Genomic DNA, 15,415 nt, shown 5'->3' with positions numbered 1-15,415 from the left:
CGTCTTCCCTGTCCCCACCTGACGCCATCACGGGCGCCTTTTCCCCCATCGCTCACCACGACGGTCTTCAGCCAACGCAGCATGAGGGCGGTTTGGAGCCTCCCCCCGCAGGGCGGCTCCGAAGGGCCAGACCTTCATCTCCCGTGCAGCACCACGAGATTGGTGCACTTCATCACCTACATGCCGTTCACCCTTCTCGTGTTCGTGGCACACGACCGTGGCCACAGATTGCGCTACCTGCGACCGCCTACGGGGACTTGCCAGCACCGGCCGACGGTTCACCGACGGCTGCACTGGTCTTGCTCCACCGGCGTTCCGTACAGCTGCGCCGCCGTGCATGGCGACGGGCTACGGCGTGGGGCACAGACAGGCTTTCCGACCCCATAGAACAGCAATGAAACAGCGTCTCCCTCACGCCTCCGAGATGACCCACCAGTACACGAATAAGACTCGGCGGGGACACCGATAAGACGCCGACTGATGCCAGTGTCCCCCTTGGCGTTCCGCGCGCGTCCTCACAGCGTCTCGCACGCGCCCCAACAGTGCCGCACCCGCGTCGCGTACAGAGCTTTCCGAGGACTCATCTGCGCAGGGATGCCCGGTGGCGTCCCTCAGGAGACATGATCGGGGCGCCACACGGACACCGCTCGTACTCCACTGCACTCCTTCTCGATCAGTGCCGATACCGCAGGTGTCGCGCGGGCGTCCCGGGTGAGCACTTGCCGCGTCGCAGGTGGGGCCCGTAGGCGCATGACACCGGAGGCGTGCGCGCGGCCGCCTGATGCGGGGCACTGCAGTGTCTCGCAGGCGCCCCCGTCGACACTCGACAGGGACACCACCGGCACTCGACTGGTGTATCGAATGAGGCTTGCATGGGACTCGATAGGAGCACTAGAGTGAAAGCTGATCGCGATTCACATTCGAGATGAAACGCGAAGGGCGGTGAGTCCACATGACAGAGCAAGAGACATTCGGCGAACGGCCGGATGAAGTGCAGGAGCGAGCGGCAGGGCGAGGTGAGCACAGTGGCGAATCAGCCGGGTGAGCCTCGGAAGGTCCGCTGGACTGTGCCCGCCGCCGACACCTCGGTGATCGAGTGGCTTGATCAGCAGGAGAACATCTCTCAGTCGCTGCGACTGCTCATTCGGGAGTCCATTCAGCGCGACGGATACACCGACGTCTACTACAAGCCCGTGGAGCAGTTGCCGCGTCGCGGCCGGCCGCCGCTGGAGAGCACCGAACAGCACGAGGACGACGAGGCCACAACCGATCGCCGTCCGGTTCAGCCGCAGCCCGTGGTCGCTGACCAGGCCGACACCGTCGTCGAGACCGCAGCACCAGCGCCGGTCGTCCGGCCCGGTCCGGTTCCCGCACCGGTGGAGACGGCCGAGGAGCCCAAGGTAATCGCCCCCGGCCCAGCGCCGGAGCCTCCGAAACAGGCGTCCATTGACGAAATCATGGCGAGTACTCGGAGCTGAGTGACGCGGTGAATTTCCCTTTTCCAGGCAGACGACACAGACACCGAGGGATCGAATTCATGAGCACAAGCACCACTGGCATCATCACTCTCACCGGCGGAATCGACGTCGGCAACGGCTATGTCAAGGGCGTCATCCAGAATACGAAGCTAGGCAGTTTCGACGAGATCGATCTGCCCAGCGCGGTGGTCTCGTCTTCCCGTACCTTGCCGAAGATGCCGCTCCCCGACTCGGATGCGGCCTCCGTACTGGCCGGCGACTTCTACAACCAGATCGACTGCTCGCTCACCACTCCCCTGGTGGCGGCGTCGGACCGCCGGATTTTCGGCCGGGCGGCGCTGAGTGTGCGCGGCTCGAAGTTCACCGAGTTCGAGGTACTGGGCAAGCACTCCAAGGCTGATCAGGAGCTGAGCAAGGTCTTGGTTTTGGGCGTCTTCGCCGCGAAGGCCCTGCGCGACTACGTCCTCGAGCACGGCTCGCTGCCCGATCACGAGCTGCGCGTGCAGGTGCGTGCCGGTCTGGCGCTGCCGATCTCCGAGTTCGTCGCGCGCCGTCACGCCTACGCCGCCGAGTTCATCGGTCTGCTGGGCAGCTCCGATTCCGCGGTGCATCTGGTGACGATTAAGAACTTCAGCACCCCGGTCTCGGTGCGTCTGCAGTTCGTCGACGTCCAGGTGATGGCCGAGGGTGCCTCCGCGCAGTTCGCCATCACCGACAAGGGTGAGCCGCTCGCCCAGGCGCTGCTGGACGATCTGCGCACTCGTGACGCGTCCTTGGTGGAGGGTGTCTCGGCGTCTGACCTGGTGGCGGTGCAGCACACCATCGGCGTCGACGTCGGCGAGGGCACCGTGAACTTTCCGGTGTTCACCGACGGGAGGTTCAACCCTGAGGCGGCTGCCACGCTCGACGAGGGCTACGGCACTGCGCTGATGAACGCCATGGAGCGCATGAGCGAGTCGGACGCCACGCTGCAGTTCTCCTCCCGCAAGCAGCTGGCGGACTTCCTCCACGCAGAGCCGTCCGTGCTGGTGAGGAACCGTCACCAACGTGCCGCCGGCTTCGTCGAGGACGAGGCCGGCTACCTGGTCGACGAGATCGTCTCCTCCTTCGGTGACGTCCTCTCTCAAGCCGGCGCAACGACCGAGGTCGTCTACGTCTACGGCGGTGGCTCGGGACCGATCAAGCATCTGCTGCACCCGGCGCTGCTGAAGGCCGCAGGCGACGTGCCCGTGCTCTACCTCGACTCGAGCTACTCGCGGCACCTGAACCGCGAGGGCCTGTACATCGCGGCGCGCCACGTCGAGCAGCAGTCCCTTGCCGCGAAGCCCGCGGGCAAGCGCGGCAAGGACGTGGCCTGACCCGTGAGCCGCTGGAGGACTCCTGTGGCGGACGGCATGGGCGAACAGAGCGGCAGGTGCGCGAGCCGCGATGAAGCCGATGTGCGCGAGGTCGGGTGGAAGAAGACCGCCCAGACCTATCAGAGCATCCCTGTCCGCTCCGAGCCGTAGGGAACGTCATGGTCAACCCGTTCGTCCCGCCCATCGACCTCAGCCACCTGCCGAACTACCGGCAGACCGACGTGCGTCCCCGCCGCGCGGTGTTTCTCGGCCGTGTCTCCACCAAGGACCGGCAGCTTCCCGCCTCCTCCATCCCGCGGCAGGTCGTCCTCGCCGCCGAACGCCTCGACCCGGGTGAAGAGTTCATCGCGCACTTCTGGGATGTCGAGTCCGGCATGTTGCCAACGCACTTGAGGGGCCTGGGACCACAGGAAATGTACGACGGGCTCGGCGTGCCGACGCCCCGGGACGGCGGCCTCCAGGACCTCGTGGACCGCGCCGAGCAGATGGGCGTCACGCACGTCCTGGCCGAGCGCTCCGACCGCGTGGCACGCGCCATGCTGACCAGCCTCACCGTGGAGCACGAACTGGAGCGCCTCGGGGCAGAGGTGATCTACGCCAACGAACCGACGGGCGGCACCGAGTCCGGCCGGCTGCGCACCCGCAGGTACGGGCAGGCCGAGGCGGAGATCTACCGGGCGACAATGATCGAGATGTCGATGGGCGGCCAGTACCAGCACGCGATCAACGGCTGGAACCACGGCTACCCGCCCTACCCCTATGTTGCGGTGGTCGACGAAGACGCCCCTGTGCGGGGGCAGGGCCGGTTCGGTGAGATGCGGCCGAAGAAGAAGCTCGTCCCGCACCCCGACGAGCGCCGGTTCGACGCCGCCCGGGAGCTGTGCCGCCTCCGGCGCGAGGAACACCTGAAGGGCACGGACATCGTCGCGATCCTCAAAGCAGAGCCCGACCGGTACCCGATCGAGGGCGAGTGGACCTACAACAGGGTCGAGGGTCTGGCCGCGAACCCGAAGCTGACCGGATATCAGGTGTACAACCGGCGGGCGAGCCGCACCGGCCGCGACGGCGCCTCCAAACTCAACCCCATTTCCCAGTGGGTGTGGTCGCCGAAGGCCGTGCACAAGCCGGTGGTGAGCCTGGAGGAGTGGATACAGGCCCAGGAGGTTACCGCGGGACTGCGCGCGGGCGTCGAAGGCGGACCGCTGCTGCGGATCCGTACCGCGGCCTCCCGGCTCGGGCTCACCTTCACCGCGGTCAGCAGCAACGCCACGCACACGCTGTACCGGATCGGGAAGCGGCAGATCGCCCTGCCCAACCCGGTGCCGGACACGCTCGTCCAGCAGGTCATCGAGGACATGGGGAGCGTGGAGTGAGCGAGATCATCATGGGCCATGCCCACCGGCGCGGCCGGACCTGGGTGACGTACCTCGTCGAGCACAGTGTGTACGCGCACGGGCGGACGCTGAAGGCGACGGAGGCGAACGCCGTAGAAGGGCTCGCACTCGTCGGCGTGAGGGCAGCGGTCACGCTCACCCCGGTGACACCGGAGCTGGAGATGCTCCGGGCCGCCGACGACACCCGCCAACAGGCCCTGCGTGCTGCGGTGTACTCCCTTGCCCTGCGACGTACCACGCTGCGCGATATCGCCCTGGCGACACGGGCACCGGCCTGGCTGGTGAAGCAGCTCCTCGCCGAGCAGACAGAGCAGGACGACGCACAGCCTCCTGCGGAATCAGCCACGACAGTTGAGGGCGCCGAATGACTCACGGATACCCGTACGGATTCCCGCGGCCCGCCGCTCAGGGTTCCTGGAATCTGCGCGTCTTTCCTTTACTTCCGGAGGGCCGCTGTGTCGTCCGGGCCTCAGAGGCTCCGGTCGTTGTGGTGCCGGGCGTATGAGCACCTACCGCGAGATCGTGAAGTTGCTGGCGGCGAACACCGGCGCGAAGCGGATGAGCGAAGTCTTCGACAACTTCGTCGAGATGGCGGCGCTGGCTCTGCGCAATGCCGTGGACGTCCGCAGGAGCGAGGTCTGGGAAGCACGCGAAGAGCAGTACCTCCAGATCGCCGGCAGCTATAGCCGAACAGAGCTGGGCCGCTTCGCGCGCGCCCTGGCGCTGGTGACCGGGGAGATGGAGCGCGATCCGTGCGACGTACTGGGCCGTCTTTACATGGAGTTGGAGCTCGGCAACGAGCGGCTCGGCCAGTACTACACGCCCTACGAGATCGCCCGGCTGATGGCCGAGCTGCAGATCGACTCGGTCGTCGAGCAGGTACAGCAGGACGGCTTCGCCCATGTGTACGAGCCCACCTGCGGCGCGGGCGCGTTCATCATCGCCTTGTCGGAGGCGATGCTCGATCACGGCCTGAATCCGCAGACGCAGCTGCACGTGACGGCAGAGGACATAGCACCGCAGGCCATGCACATGATCTATGTCCATCTGACGCTGCTGCACATTCCCGCGGTGGTGCGCCGTCGCGACGTCATCACGCTGGAGACGTTCGACGCGTGGCCCACTCCCGCCCATGTCCTGGGCAACTGGAGTCACCAGCTCAGGGTGGCCCGGGCGGTCGATGGATCACGGCGGATGGTCATCGCCCCGCCTCAGGAGACCGCCGGACAGCCCGCTGCCGCCCTGGAGGTGCAGCGATGACGCGATGACGATCACGCAAGAGCCAGTTTCCCTGTCGGCTCCACTTGCCGCGCCGACCGCAGCGGCGACCGGTGCTCGCCCACTGGGCGGTGCGCTTCACCCTTCCATTTTTACGCCCGGAAAGAGTTCAATATGACCTTTGGTCCCTCCAGTAACCCCTATGGTCCGCATTCTCCGCAAAGTCGCCGCGGCTATTCGCAGCAGGCGCCGCAGTACGGCTACCCGCATCAGCCGTACTGGGCGCATCCGTCAGCCGGAATACCCGGGGCGCCGGGGCCGGTGCTGCCGCCACTTGCCCATTGGGGGCAGCGCGTCGGGGCGTACCTGCTGGACATCGTGATCATCGCGGGACCGATGTATGCAGTCGGTGGCATCGGGATCGCGGTCAGCGATGACCCGGATGGTGAAGTCGTAGGAATTCTCTTCCTGATCGGGTTCCTCTACACCCTTGGAATGGCCATCTTCCAGCTCCGCCAAGAAGGAAAGACCGGCCAGACGATCGGGAAGAAGGTGCTCGGCATCAGCCTGCGCCGGGAGTTCGACGGCAGCACTCTCGGCTTCGGGATGGCCTTCGTGCGCAAGCTCGCCCACTTTCTGGACGGTCTCCCGTGCTACCTCGGCTGGTTCTGGCCTCTGTGGGACAGCAAGAGGCAGACCTTCGCCGACAAGGTGTGCAACACGGTCGTCATCAAGGTCGGCAAAGGCTGACACCCGAAAAGGCCGAACCCTGTGGTGCATCGGCGGCACGTGACCTTCCTGGTGCTCTAGGGTTGGCGCCTGCCCCGGCGCCGTTCTGGCGCCGGGTCTCGTGTTTGCTGGGCGGCTCGGTCTCGACGGCCGAAGGACCGTGCTTCGTCAGGTCTGGGTGGCTACGGTGGCCGGGTGCGGATGGATCGTGAGTACGCCGCGAATACGTTCGTCGTGATGACGATGGAGCTCTCCCGCGAGGCCAGCGGGTTCACCGTGGCCTCGGTGGCCGCGCTTGGCGTACGTGGTGACGGCTGGCAGCCCCAGTGGCGCGTCCACGCTCGGGTAGGCACCGCCCCGGAGGCTGCTTCGGGGGCGGACGCACAGATCGTCTGGGCAAGTTCGGCCGGCAGCGCCTTGGCCGCAGTCGAGCAGAAGATCACGACTGCTCCGCATGTCGCGGTGACCCGGCTCGGTGGGGGCAGCGTCGAGGCGGCCATGGTCCGGGCCGAGCGCGCATCGTGTCCGCGCTTGGCGTCGCTGACAATGTGGGACGCCCTTCGCCTGGCCCAGATTTCCTGCCCCGCGGTGACAGAGCCGTCGGAGAGCACGCTGGCGGCCGCGCTGCGCGTGCCGTATCCGAAGCGCGGGGCGCCTGTTACGCAGATGGTGTGGGCGCTGTCGCAGATGTGCCGTACGAGTATCGAGCAGGGTGTGATCGCGGGCCGGTGCTCCGGCCCAGTCCAGGAGCGCCTGTTCGACGAGTAGGACGGCTTCGGCGTGACCAGGTTTGCAGGTCGTCGGGCTGTCTCGTTTGGCTGAATGCCTGTCGTTGCCGGGCGCGCCCGAGGGGTGCGTCGGTAGGGTCCGCGAGTGCTCTCAAGTCTCAGGTTCGCACTCTTTTCTCAGCGACGTTTCCGGCTCCTGGCCTCAGCCCGATTTGTGTCGGTGCTGGGGAGTTCTTTTGGGCCGATCGCGGTCTCGTTCGGTGTCCTGCAGTTGCACGGGGGTTCGCCGGGCGCCTTGTCGCTGGTGTTGGCGTGCCAGGCCCTGCCGCAGCTGGTGTTCGTCCTGTGGGGCGGGGTCCTCGGTGACCGGGTCCGGTCCCGGTTCCGGCTGGTGGCGTGGACCGAGTCGGCGGCGGCGGTGATCTGGCTAGCCCTCGCGGTGCTGTTCGCCGTCGACGGGCCGATCGTGTGGATCGCCGTGCTGGCTGCGGCGGGCGGCGTGACGCGGGCCTTGTTCAATCCGGCGCTGGAAGGCGTGGTCGTCGATGTTGTCGAGAACAAGGCGGACCGGCAGGAGGCCAACGCGCTGCTGAAGGTCGCGGTGAACACCGCGAAGTTGCTGGGCATGATCCTGGCCGGTGTCGTGGTGAGCCTGGTGGGTCCGGCGGTGGCGCTGGCCCTGGACGCCGGTTCATTCGCCGCGTGCGCACTGCTGTTCACCGTCCTGGGCCGCAGCACGCCGGACCGGCCGGTGCGATACAAGACGTCGGCCTTCGCGGATCTGCAGGACGGGTGGCGGGAGTTCACCCGACATGAGTGGTTGTGGGTGACCACGGGTCAGTTGACCGTGGTGATGGCGGTGGTCAACTCGGTTGCCGGGCTGCTGGGTCCGATGATGGCCGTGCAGTACCTGGGCGGGGCGTGGGCATGGTCTCTGGTAGTGGTGGCGCAGGTTGTCGGGCAGATCGGCGGTGCCGGGTGGGCGGCGCGATTGCGTCCGGCGCGGCCGATGCTTTTGGCGACGGTGTGCACCGCCGGGGCGGCGCTGCCCGCGCTGCTGCTCGCCATGCGCGCTCCGCTGCCGGTGGTGCTGGCCGGGGCGCTCGCGTACGGCGTGCTGTTTGACGTGACGATGGTGATGTGGCGGACCTGCCTGCAGCAGGAGGTCCCCGACGATGCGATCTCCCGGGTCAGCTCCATCGACCTGCTGGGGTGCCTGGCCATCGCTCCCATCGGCCTGGCGGTCGTCGGCCCACTGGCCGCGGTCTTCGGGCCCGGCCATGTCGCGCTCGCTTCGGCGGTGCTGGTGGTCGCGGCGGTCGGGTGTGCGTTGCTGTCGCGCGATATCCGCACCCTGCCCGGCGGCGGGACGCCGCGCGGCACCACAGCGCAGGCGGCCGCAACCCCGGCCTGAGCATCTCGCAGCCCCTCAGCCCTGCTCGCCATGGGCGAGAAGGACGGCAACGGCGTGGCCGGTGCTGACGGGCAGCACCGAGGAGGCAAGCCATCCCGGGGCGATCACGGCGAGGCCCGGCTCGGCCTGCAGGGTCAGGGCCCGGCCCCAGGGCAGGCCCGGGACGGTTGCCAAATCGCAGCCGGCACGCGGGTCGTGGAGGCAGATCGCCCCGGAGCGGCTGTCGCCGCCTGGGCCTTCCACAGCCAGGTAGCACCAAGCCGACCATGCAGCGTTGCCGTACGTGAGCGGGATGCGGTGCCCGGCCGACCAGACCTGCACCCGCAGCCGCACGGTCCCGCGCGGGCCGGTATGGATCTGCAGGGCCAGGCCGTCGAAGACAGCGCTCGCCTGGGCGGAGTCGAGAACGGTCTCCGCCTCGAGATCCCGGCATCCACTCGCGGCCGACGTGCGCAGCTCGCGGCCGAGCAGCTGCTCGTCAAGGTCCGGGCTGATGGTGCCCAGCCACAGACGAGTTGGCCACGCTTTCTCGACCGTGTCGTTCGGCACCACGGGGGCGGGCAGCATGTCGTGGAGGGTCATCGTGCCGCCTCCATGGAGATGTTGAAGGCGATGCACAGTCGTGGTGTCTCGGAGTTGTGGGGTGCGACGCCGTGCCGCAGCCACGAGGGGAACGCGATCAGCAGTCCGGCGTGCGGGACCACGGCGTGCAGGGCGGCAACGTCAGCGGGTGCGGTCGCGGCCCGGGCGGGGCGCGGGTCGTGGAGTTCGAGCGCGCCGGTCGCTTCGGTCGCTTCGGTGGTGCGCAGGTAGTAGACGCCGGAGACGGCGCTGTCGTGGTGGGCGTGCACTTCGTGATACCCGCCAAGTTGGTAGTGGACGGCCCAGGCCTCGGCGCTCAGTCGCGTGTCGGGTCCGGCCTGGGTGACGGCGAGTGCGGCGTCACGGATCCAGCCGTTCAGGGCGGTGATGGCGGGCAGCGGCCAGGTCAGCAGATCGGAGGCGGACTTGCGGGCGTGCGCGGCACCGAGCGTGATCGAGGGATCGGCTGCCTCACGCGCCAGGATCTGATCGGCCAGGGCCTCAGTGTCCTCTCCGGTGGGGGTGGTGCGCAGGTAGATAGGGGTGGGCCACATGTCCTGGCCGGCGCCCCGGGCCTGCCAGCCTGCCTGTGTGTGCGTGGCCATCACCTGGCTCCGGTACGGGTGTAGACGGAGATGTGCTGCGTGGCTGAGGCGGTGATCGGTTGGCGGTGCCAGTCGGCGTACCGGTCAGTGAGGGTGAGACCGGCGGCGGTCGCGAGGAGGTCCAGCTCAGAGAGGTGGACATAGCGCATGACGACGGGCAGCAGCCGCATGCCCTGGGCGTCGAAGCGGAGCTCCTGGAACGTGAAGACCTGGGTGACCGGGTCGTGGGTGGTTGCCGACAGGCTGAGGTGGGTGTCGGTGAGGTCGCGGATGGCGAGCTGCTGGCGCCCGGCGAGCAGCCCGGGTGCGCGCGGGATGGTCGCCTCGATCACGAAGTGCCCGCCGGGCGCGAGGGCTTTGGCGGCCCGGGCGAGGCATTGGGCCTGGCGCTGCTGGGTCATGAGGAAGAAGAAGCTGGAGAAGGCCACGTAGATCAGCGCGAATTGCTGGTCGCCGGTGTCGAGTTCGGCCATGTCGCCGGTGTACGCCTCAATGGGGGCGTCGCCGCGGTTGGCTTCCAGTTCTTTGATCATGTCCGGGGAGGCGTCGATGCCGGTGACGGTGACCCCGTGGCGGGCCAGGGGCAGGGCGATGCGGCCGGTGCCGACGGCGAGTTCCAGCGCAGGCCCGGCGCCGGCGAGGGAGGCGAGGAAGTCGGCGGCGGGGGCGGGGTCGCGGTCGTGGTGTTCCGCGTCGTAGTGCGGCGCCCACTGGTTCCACAGCCGGGCCTGCTGGTCGAGGTACTCGTTCACGAGGAGGTCTCCCGAGTCGTCGACGGCTGCTGCCCGGTCCCAGGGGCGATCCTGGGACCGGGCAGCAGCCAGGTCCGTCAGTGGTCGGTCGCGGGGGCTTTGGTGGGGTCGAGGAAGATCTTCTGCGCGCGGATCGTCCCGGTGACTTCCTCGGTGCCGGTCAGGTCGCTGACGTTGCCTTCACCGTCGTCGATGCCGCCGCGGGTGAGCTCGATGGTGACCCTGGCGGACAGGGCCATATCTTCCTGGACAGCTCCCTCGTGCATCGCCGCGGCTCCGACGAGGCCTTTGGAGACCAGGCTCAGGACGTGCTCGATGTCGTCGTCGTTGAGTGTGATCCCGGCGATGTTCGCCCGTTCCTCGGGGGTGGTGAAGCGGGTCACTGCGGTGGGGTCCATGCCTGCCTCCCGGTCAGGGTGGGGGTGGATGGTGTGACCGTAGGCCCGGCGGGGACCACCCGCCCAGCAACAATTCCCCCTGGTACGGCGGGATATGGGGGCTTTTGACGGGCGGACGTGCAATTGCAGCGTGGCCGTCGCGTCTCCCGCTGCACGGGGCTTGCGGGGGACGCTCGGGACGTGCCCGGCGGCGGCCGGGCGGCCGACGGAACGGAAGGGCGCGCCCATGCCCGCATCGCGCACCGCACACCCGCTCATCGACACCGGCCCCGAAGCACAGCATCTGCTGGCCGCGTTTTACACCACTGCGCGCGCCGGCCACCTGGACCGGCTCGCTGGCGGCGGGGGGCCGCTCGGCTTCGACATCACCACCGCATGCCAACTCCACGTGCTGCTGTCCATGTTCGGCTGCGACGGGATCGTGGAGAGCGGCTGTCACCTCGGGGACACCACTGACTACCTGTCCCGGGCCTATCCCGCTCTGCCGGTGCGCAGCTGCGACCTGGACCCGGGCCGGGCGGCGTTCACCCGCCGCCGGCTCGCGGGACGCTCCAACGCCGAGGTCCGGTGCGGGGATTCAGCGCTCCTCCTGAAGGACTTGATGGCGGGCATGGAACGGCCGCTGGTGTTCCTGGACGCACACTGGAGTTCTGTCTGGCCGCTGCGCGCCGAACTGGGTGTGCTTGAGCAGCGTGCGGCAGTGGTGGTCGTCGACGACTTCGACATCGGGCACCCCCGGTTCGGCTTCGACTCGTACGAGGGCGTGGTGTGCGGGCCGCAGCTGGTCGCCAAGGCACTGCCCCACTTGGAGCGGATGTTTGTCGCCGACCCAGAGGCCGACTACCCGTTTCCGTGTCTGCAGACCGGGCGGCGCAGCGGAACCGGCATCCTGCTGCCCAACCTCGATGACACGCTGCTCGCCGGACACCCGTACTTCGCCGAGGTCCCGCTGCGCCCGCTCCCGGTGTTGCCGACCTGGACGTCGACGCCGTCGGCTGCGGCGGTGCGGTCATGCTGTTGAGCTCCAGCGTGCGCTCCTGCCCGGCTGCCGAGACGTACGCGCGGGCGTGGCCGGTGGCCCGCCGGCTCGGGGTGACACGGGTGACGGACGTGACGTGGCTGGACCGGATCGGCATCCCGGTGGCGGCCGCGGTCCGCCCCGAGGCCGCCCTGGTGGTGGTGACCGCAGGCAAAGGCCGTCACCGGGATGAAGCACGCACCGGCGCGCTGATGGAGGCCATCGAACAGGCCGTGGCCCAGCAGTGCGCCTCCACCACACCAGTGCGCTGGGCTTCGGCTCGCGAGGTCGCCGACGAGGGCGGCCCCCGCCTCGGTTCCTGGTGTCCGCGCCTCGAAGTTGCGATCGACGTTGATCGACCGCTGCCGTGGATCACGGTGGCGGATGCGGCCGGGGACGGGCGGGAGTTCGCCGCGCCCGCCGAACTTGTCCTCACCCCCTGCCCTACCGAGGCCACCACTGGATTGCTCGGGTCGACCACCACTGGGCTCGCCTCGGGCAACACCCGGACCGAAGCGGTACTTCACGGGCTGTGCGAGGTCCTGGAGCGCGATGTCACCTCGCTGATGAGCGTGGCCGACACCTCAGCCCTCGTCGCCCCCTCCACACTGCCCGCAGGCCCTGCCGAGCTGTACGCACGGATCCGCGCGGCCGGGCTCGGGGTGTGGCTGCGCTGGCTGCCCGCGCACGGCGGGCACTACATGGCCGCCCTGGTCGACGACCCGGACCGGGCCCATCCGCTGTACTGCAACGGCGGCTACGGGTTCCACCCGCTGCCCGAGATCGCCGCGGTGCGAGCCCTGTCGGAGGCCGCCCAGTCTCGTCTCACCTTCATCCAGGGCTCCCGGCACGACCTGCCTGAGCACTACGCCGCCTTCACCGTCATGCCGCCCCGGCAGCGCAACGACTTCCGGCGGCGGCTGCTCGACCGCTACGCCCGCCCGGCCCTAACCGCGGCCTTTCCTGCTGGTGTTGTCCGGGAGCCGGTGTCGTCGCAGGCGCTGCTCGACGGCTTGCTGGGTTCGACGGAGGCTGCGGGACTCGGGCCGGTCGGGGTTCATGACTTCCCGCCGCTGGCCGCGCCGTTGCACGTTGTGCGGGTGGTGGTCGCCGGTGCCGAGCACTTCACCCCCCATACCCGCCGGTTCGGGCCCCGCCTGGCGGCGCACGCACGGAGCACCCCATGAACCCCAACTCCCCCGGCCCGGATCCCTGTGTGGAGGTGTTCGTCGGGCCCACCGCCCACGGTCTGCCAGCTCGGCTACTCGGGCAGTGGCGTGTCCGTGTGCATCCGCCGGCCCGCCGCGGCAGCATCCACGCCCTTGTCACAGCAGGGCCGCCCGGGCGCATCGCCTTGGTCGACGGGCGGTACGACGACGTCCCGGCCGTCGGCCACCGTGAACTCCTCGACGCCCTCGCGGCCGGATGGCACGTCACGGGCCTGGGTTCGATCGGCGCGCTGCGCGCGGTCGAACTCCGCGGGTACGGGATGCACGGATACGGCCGAGCCTTCGAGTACTTGACCGCCACCGGGGCGCCCGATGACGAGGTCGCGTTGCTGCACGGCCCCGCACCCGACTACCGGCCGGTCTCCGAAGCCCTGGTTGATCTGAGGGCCTTCGCCGACCACCTGACCGTGGCCGGGGTCCTTGACGCGGACGAGGCCACCGCGGTGATCGTGGATCTGGGAGCGGTCTGGTTCGGGGAACGCACCCTGCCCGCCTTCTGCCAGTCGGTCGCCGATGTCGCCGGCTCCAGCGCGGCCGCGGCGGTCCGCGAACGGCTTCCCCTGCTGCCCCAACTGCGTATCAAGACTCGCGATCTGCGCGACTACCTCACGGAGCACCCATGGACACCACCACCGATGTCATCCCTGTCGTACCCCGGCACTGCGGCGGCTGGCCCTTCGTCGACCCCGGCCTCGACCGACAGCGCCTGCTGACGACCGTGGCGTGCCTGCGCCTGACCCGCCGCGACGGCCCACTTACTGCCCGCCCGGCACCAGCCCACCTCGCCGAAGTCCTCAACCCCGGGGAAGCGCTGCGTATCCGTGCCCTCGACCATCCCCGTTCGCTGCCCGGCGGCCCGCTAGCCCCCGAGCAGCAACAACAGGTGGACGAGGCAATGGAGTCGATCATCCGGGCTGAGCCGGGCTGGGCACCGCTCCTGTCCGCCCTTCCGGTCCGCTACGTGAGCATGCCGGCCGAGCGGCGCGGTATCAGCGCCTCCAGCTTCGCCTGGCCCCAACACGTCCTGCTCTCCGGGCGGGCCTTCGCCACCATGCCGGTCCTGGCCGAGCAGGTCCTCCACGAACACTTCCACCAGTGGCTCTACCTGTGCGAAGAGCTTGCCGCACTGCACCACGACGGCTGCACGGATCGCTTCACCCTGCCCTCGGGCACCGGGAACCGGAGCCCGGGCGAGGTCCTCGGCGCGACCCACGTGGCCACGGGGCTGCAGCGCCTGTGGCAGCACCTGGACGTCCCTCCGTCTGTCCGTACCCGACGGCTCGATGACTTGGCCGGCTATCTGAGCGGCTGCCGCGCCCTGCTGGACGAGATCCGCCCGTGCCTGACCGCGGACGGGCACGCCCTGGCCGAACGGCTGTTGGAGGCCTCCGCATGACCACGTCCGACGTACTCGACCACGCCGCCTTGTGGGAGACCCCGCTCTACACCCAGAACATCAACCCCGATCCACAGGTCAACGCTGCGCTGCGCGACCTGGTCATGGACCGCACCAGGACGGCACCCAATTCCGCGGTGGGCGTGCTGAACGCGGACAAGACCAGCTCGGATCTGCTGCGCTGGGACCACCCCGCGATCAGTCAGCTGCGCGGCTGGATCCTGGACGCCGCCGACGCCCTCAACGCGCACGCCGGCACCGGGCAGGACTCCGACGGCCAGGCGGCCGCGATGGTCGCCGAGGCCTGGGCGGTCGTCTACCGGCCTGAGGGCCTCCACATGCTCCACAGCCACCACGACGCCGCCTGGTCCGGCGTCTTCTACGTCTCCACCGGACGGATGGAGAAGGACACCGGGCTGCTGCAGTTCGTCGACCCGCGCCCCGCGGCCGCCGCCCGCGAACTCGACCGCAGCCCCCTGCACACCGTCACGCCGGTCCCCGGTCTGCTCGTCGCGTTCCCGGCCTGGCTGCGGCACTGGGTCACCCCCTATCAGGGCGACACCGAACGAATCGTGATCGCCTTCAACGTCGGCTTCCGCGATCCCGCTTGACCCGTCCGTCCCTTGCATCCGTACCGGGAGAGTCCATGCCCATCACCGGCCTGTGGCCGACCTCCGTACACATCGCCCAGCTCAACGCAGCAGGCCTGTCCCGCATCGCCGCCAACCCGGAACTCCTGCCCGACCTGCTGCCCACCGAGCATCCCGGGCACCGGCTTGGCTTCAAGAGCCACATCGAGCGGTGGGAGGGCGGATTCCATGCCGGGCTCCGCCACGGCAGCGGCACCTGGTGCACGCTCCTCGTACTTGAATCCCACCCCGAAGGCGCATCCCATCATTCGGGGGCGGTGATCGTCCATGATCCCCGGTCCGGCGCCGCCAACGTCGGTCTGCCCGGCCTCCCATGGGGTAGGCCGCTGACGCTGCCCACCCGCGTCGGGCTGCTCGCGGTGCTGCCGGGCTGGCTGGCCTGGCAGGTCGCTCCCGTCCGCGCTGACGAGCACCGGACGGTCCTCATCGCGGATTCCAGCTGACTTACCGGCCCGCCCGCCGAGCT

General features: G+C 69.0%; 19 protein-coding genes. 15 read left to right on the top strand and 4 right to left on the bottom strand.

Annotated elements, in window-relative coordinates; genetic code table 11:
• The first annotated feature begins 1,067 nt into the window (after window positions 1–1,067).
• The 9 genes from OG430_RS41285 (at window position 1,068) to OG430_RS41245 (ending at window position 8,319) form a co-directional block, all read left to right on the top strand.
• Window positions 1,068–1,478 (top strand): hypothetical protein, encoded by a 411-nt coding sequence (locus tag OG430_RS41285; protein WP_327357798.1) that lies wholly within the window; start codon window positions 1,068–1,070, stop codon window positions 1,476–1,478.
• 59 nt (window positions 1,479–1,537) lie between these two features.
• Window positions 1,538–2,836 (top strand): ParM/StbA family protein, encoded by a 1,299-nt coding sequence (locus tag OG430_RS41280; RefSeq protein WP_327357797.1) that lies wholly within the window; start codon window positions 1,538–1,540, stop codon window positions 2,834–2,836.
• Between the two features lie 3 nt (window positions 2,837–2,839).
• The gene (locus tag OG430_RS41275) at window positions 2,840–2,986 is read left to right on the top strand and encodes a hypothetical protein (RefSeq protein WP_327357796.1); all 147 of its coding nucleotides are present in this window, start codon (window positions 2,840–2,842) and stop codon (window positions 2,984–2,986) included.
• Between the two features lie 8 nt (window positions 2,987–2,994).
• Entirely contained in the window at window positions 2,995–4,209 is a 1,215-nt protein-coding gene (locus tag OG430_RS41270; RefSeq protein ID WP_327357795.1) for a recombinase family protein, read from the top strand.
• Window positions 4,206–4,598: a hypothetical protein gene (locus tag OG430_RS41265; RefSeq protein WP_327357794.1), complete on the top strand. Its 393-nt coding sequence runs from the start codon at window positions 4,206–4,208 to the stop codon at window positions 4,596–4,598. Before OG430_RS41270 ends, OG430_RS41265 begins: the two co-directional genes overlap by 4 nt.
• 133 nt (window positions 4,599–4,731) lie before the next feature.
• A complete protein-coding gene (locus OG430_RS41260) occupies window positions 4,732–5,490 on the top strand; it encodes an N-6 DNA methylase (RefSeq protein ID WP_327357793.1) in 759 nt (252 codons plus the stop codon).
• Between the two features lie 132 nt (window positions 5,491–5,622).
• The gene (locus OG430_RS41255; RefSeq protein ID WP_327357792.1) at window positions 5,623–6,198 is read left to right on the top strand and encodes an RDD family protein; all 576 of its coding nucleotides are present in this window, start codon (window positions 5,623–5,625) and stop codon (window positions 6,196–6,198) included.
• A 174-nt stretch (window positions 6,199–6,372) separates the two neighbouring features.
• On the top strand, window positions 6,373–6,945 hold the full coding sequence (locus OG430_RS41250; protein ID WP_327357791.1) for a hypothetical protein: 573 nt from the start codon (window positions 6,373–6,375) through the stop codon (window positions 6,943–6,945).
• Between the two features lie 105 nt (window positions 6,946–7,050).
• On the top strand, window positions 7,051–8,319 hold the full coding sequence (locus OG430_RS41245; RefSeq protein WP_327357790.1) for an MFS transporter: 1,269 nt from the start codon (window positions 7,051–7,053) through the stop codon (window positions 8,317–8,319).
• 15 nt (window positions 8,320–8,334) lie between these two features.
• Here the strand turns inward: OG430_RS41245 and OG430_RS41240 are convergent, their stop codons facing one another.
• The 4 genes from OG430_RS41240 to OG430_RS41225 all read right to left on the bottom strand — a co-directional run bounded on the left by OG430_RS41240 (window position 8,335) and on the right by OG430_RS41225 (window position 10,656).
• Window positions 8,335–8,901, bottom strand: a complete 567-nt coding sequence (locus tag OG430_RS41240; protein WP_327357789.1) for a hypothetical protein — start codon at window positions 8,899–8,901, stop codon at window positions 8,335–8,337.
• A complete protein-coding gene (locus OG430_RS41235; RefSeq protein ID WP_327357788.1) occupies window positions 8,898–9,506 on the bottom strand; it encodes a TIGR02466 family protein in 609 nt (202 codons plus the stop codon). Before OG430_RS41235 ends, OG430_RS41240 begins: the two co-directional genes overlap by 4 nt.
• Entirely contained in the window at window positions 9,506–10,258 is a 753-nt protein-coding gene (locus tag OG430_RS41230) for a class I SAM-dependent DNA methyltransferase (protein ID WP_327357787.1), read from the bottom strand. The genes OG430_RS41235 and OG430_RS41230 overlap by 1 nt, the downstream gene beginning before the upstream one ends.
• A gap of 77 nt (window positions 10,259–10,335) precedes the next feature.
• On the bottom strand, window positions 10,336–10,656 hold the full coding sequence (locus OG430_RS41225) for a hypothetical protein (protein ID WP_327357786.1): 321 nt from the start codon (window positions 10,654–10,656) through the stop codon (window positions 10,336–10,338).
• Window positions 10,657–10,882: 226 nt separating this feature from the next.
• Here OG430_RS41225 and OG430_RS41220 point away from each other — a divergent pair, with 226 nt between their 5' ends.
• From OG430_RS41220 to OG430_RS41195, 6 genes are read left to right on the top strand one after another with little or no spacing between them, the layout of a single operon-like run.
• Window positions 10,883–11,677, top strand: coding sequence for a hypothetical protein (locus OG430_RS41220; RefSeq protein WP_327357785.1), 795 nt, complete (start codon window positions 10,883–10,885; stop codon window positions 11,675–11,677).
• A complete protein-coding gene (locus OG430_RS41215) occupies window positions 11,668–12,861 on the top strand; it encodes a YcaO-like family protein (protein WP_327357784.1) in 1,194 nt (397 codons plus the stop codon). Before OG430_RS41220 ends, OG430_RS41215 begins: the two co-directional genes overlap by 10 nt.
• Entirely contained in the window at window positions 12,858–13,616 is a 759-nt protein-coding gene (locus OG430_RS41210; protein WP_327357783.1) for a TfuA-like protein, read from the top strand. Before OG430_RS41215 ends, OG430_RS41210 begins: the two co-directional genes overlap by 4 nt.
• On the top strand, window positions 13,523–14,299 hold the full coding sequence (locus tag OG430_RS41205) for an aKG-HExxH-type peptide beta-hydroxylase (protein ID WP_327357782.1): 777 nt from the start codon (window positions 13,523–13,525) through the stop codon (window positions 14,297–14,299). Before OG430_RS41210 ends, OG430_RS41205 begins: the two co-directional genes overlap by 94 nt.
• Complete coding sequence (locus OG430_RS41200) at window positions 14,296–14,910, top strand: TIGR02466 family protein (protein WP_327357781.1); 615 nt, start codon at window positions 14,296–14,298, stop codon at window positions 14,908–14,910. The genes OG430_RS41205 and OG430_RS41200 overlap by 4 nt, the downstream gene beginning before the upstream one ends.
• A 35-nt stretch (window positions 14,911–14,945) precedes the next feature.
• Window positions 14,946–15,392 (top strand): hypothetical protein, encoded by a 447-nt coding sequence (locus OG430_RS41195; RefSeq protein ID WP_327357780.1) that lies wholly within the window; start codon window positions 14,946–14,948, stop codon window positions 15,390–15,392.
• The last annotated feature ends 23 nt before the right edge of the window (window positions 15,393–15,415 follow it).

The sequence above is a fragment of the Streptomyces sp. NBC_01304 genome (assembly GCF_035975855.1).
Classification (GTDB): domain Bacteria; phylum Actinomycetota; class Actinomycetes; order Streptomycetales; family Streptomycetaceae; genus Streptomyces.
This window is presented reverse-complemented; position numbering and strand designations above follow the sequence as displayed.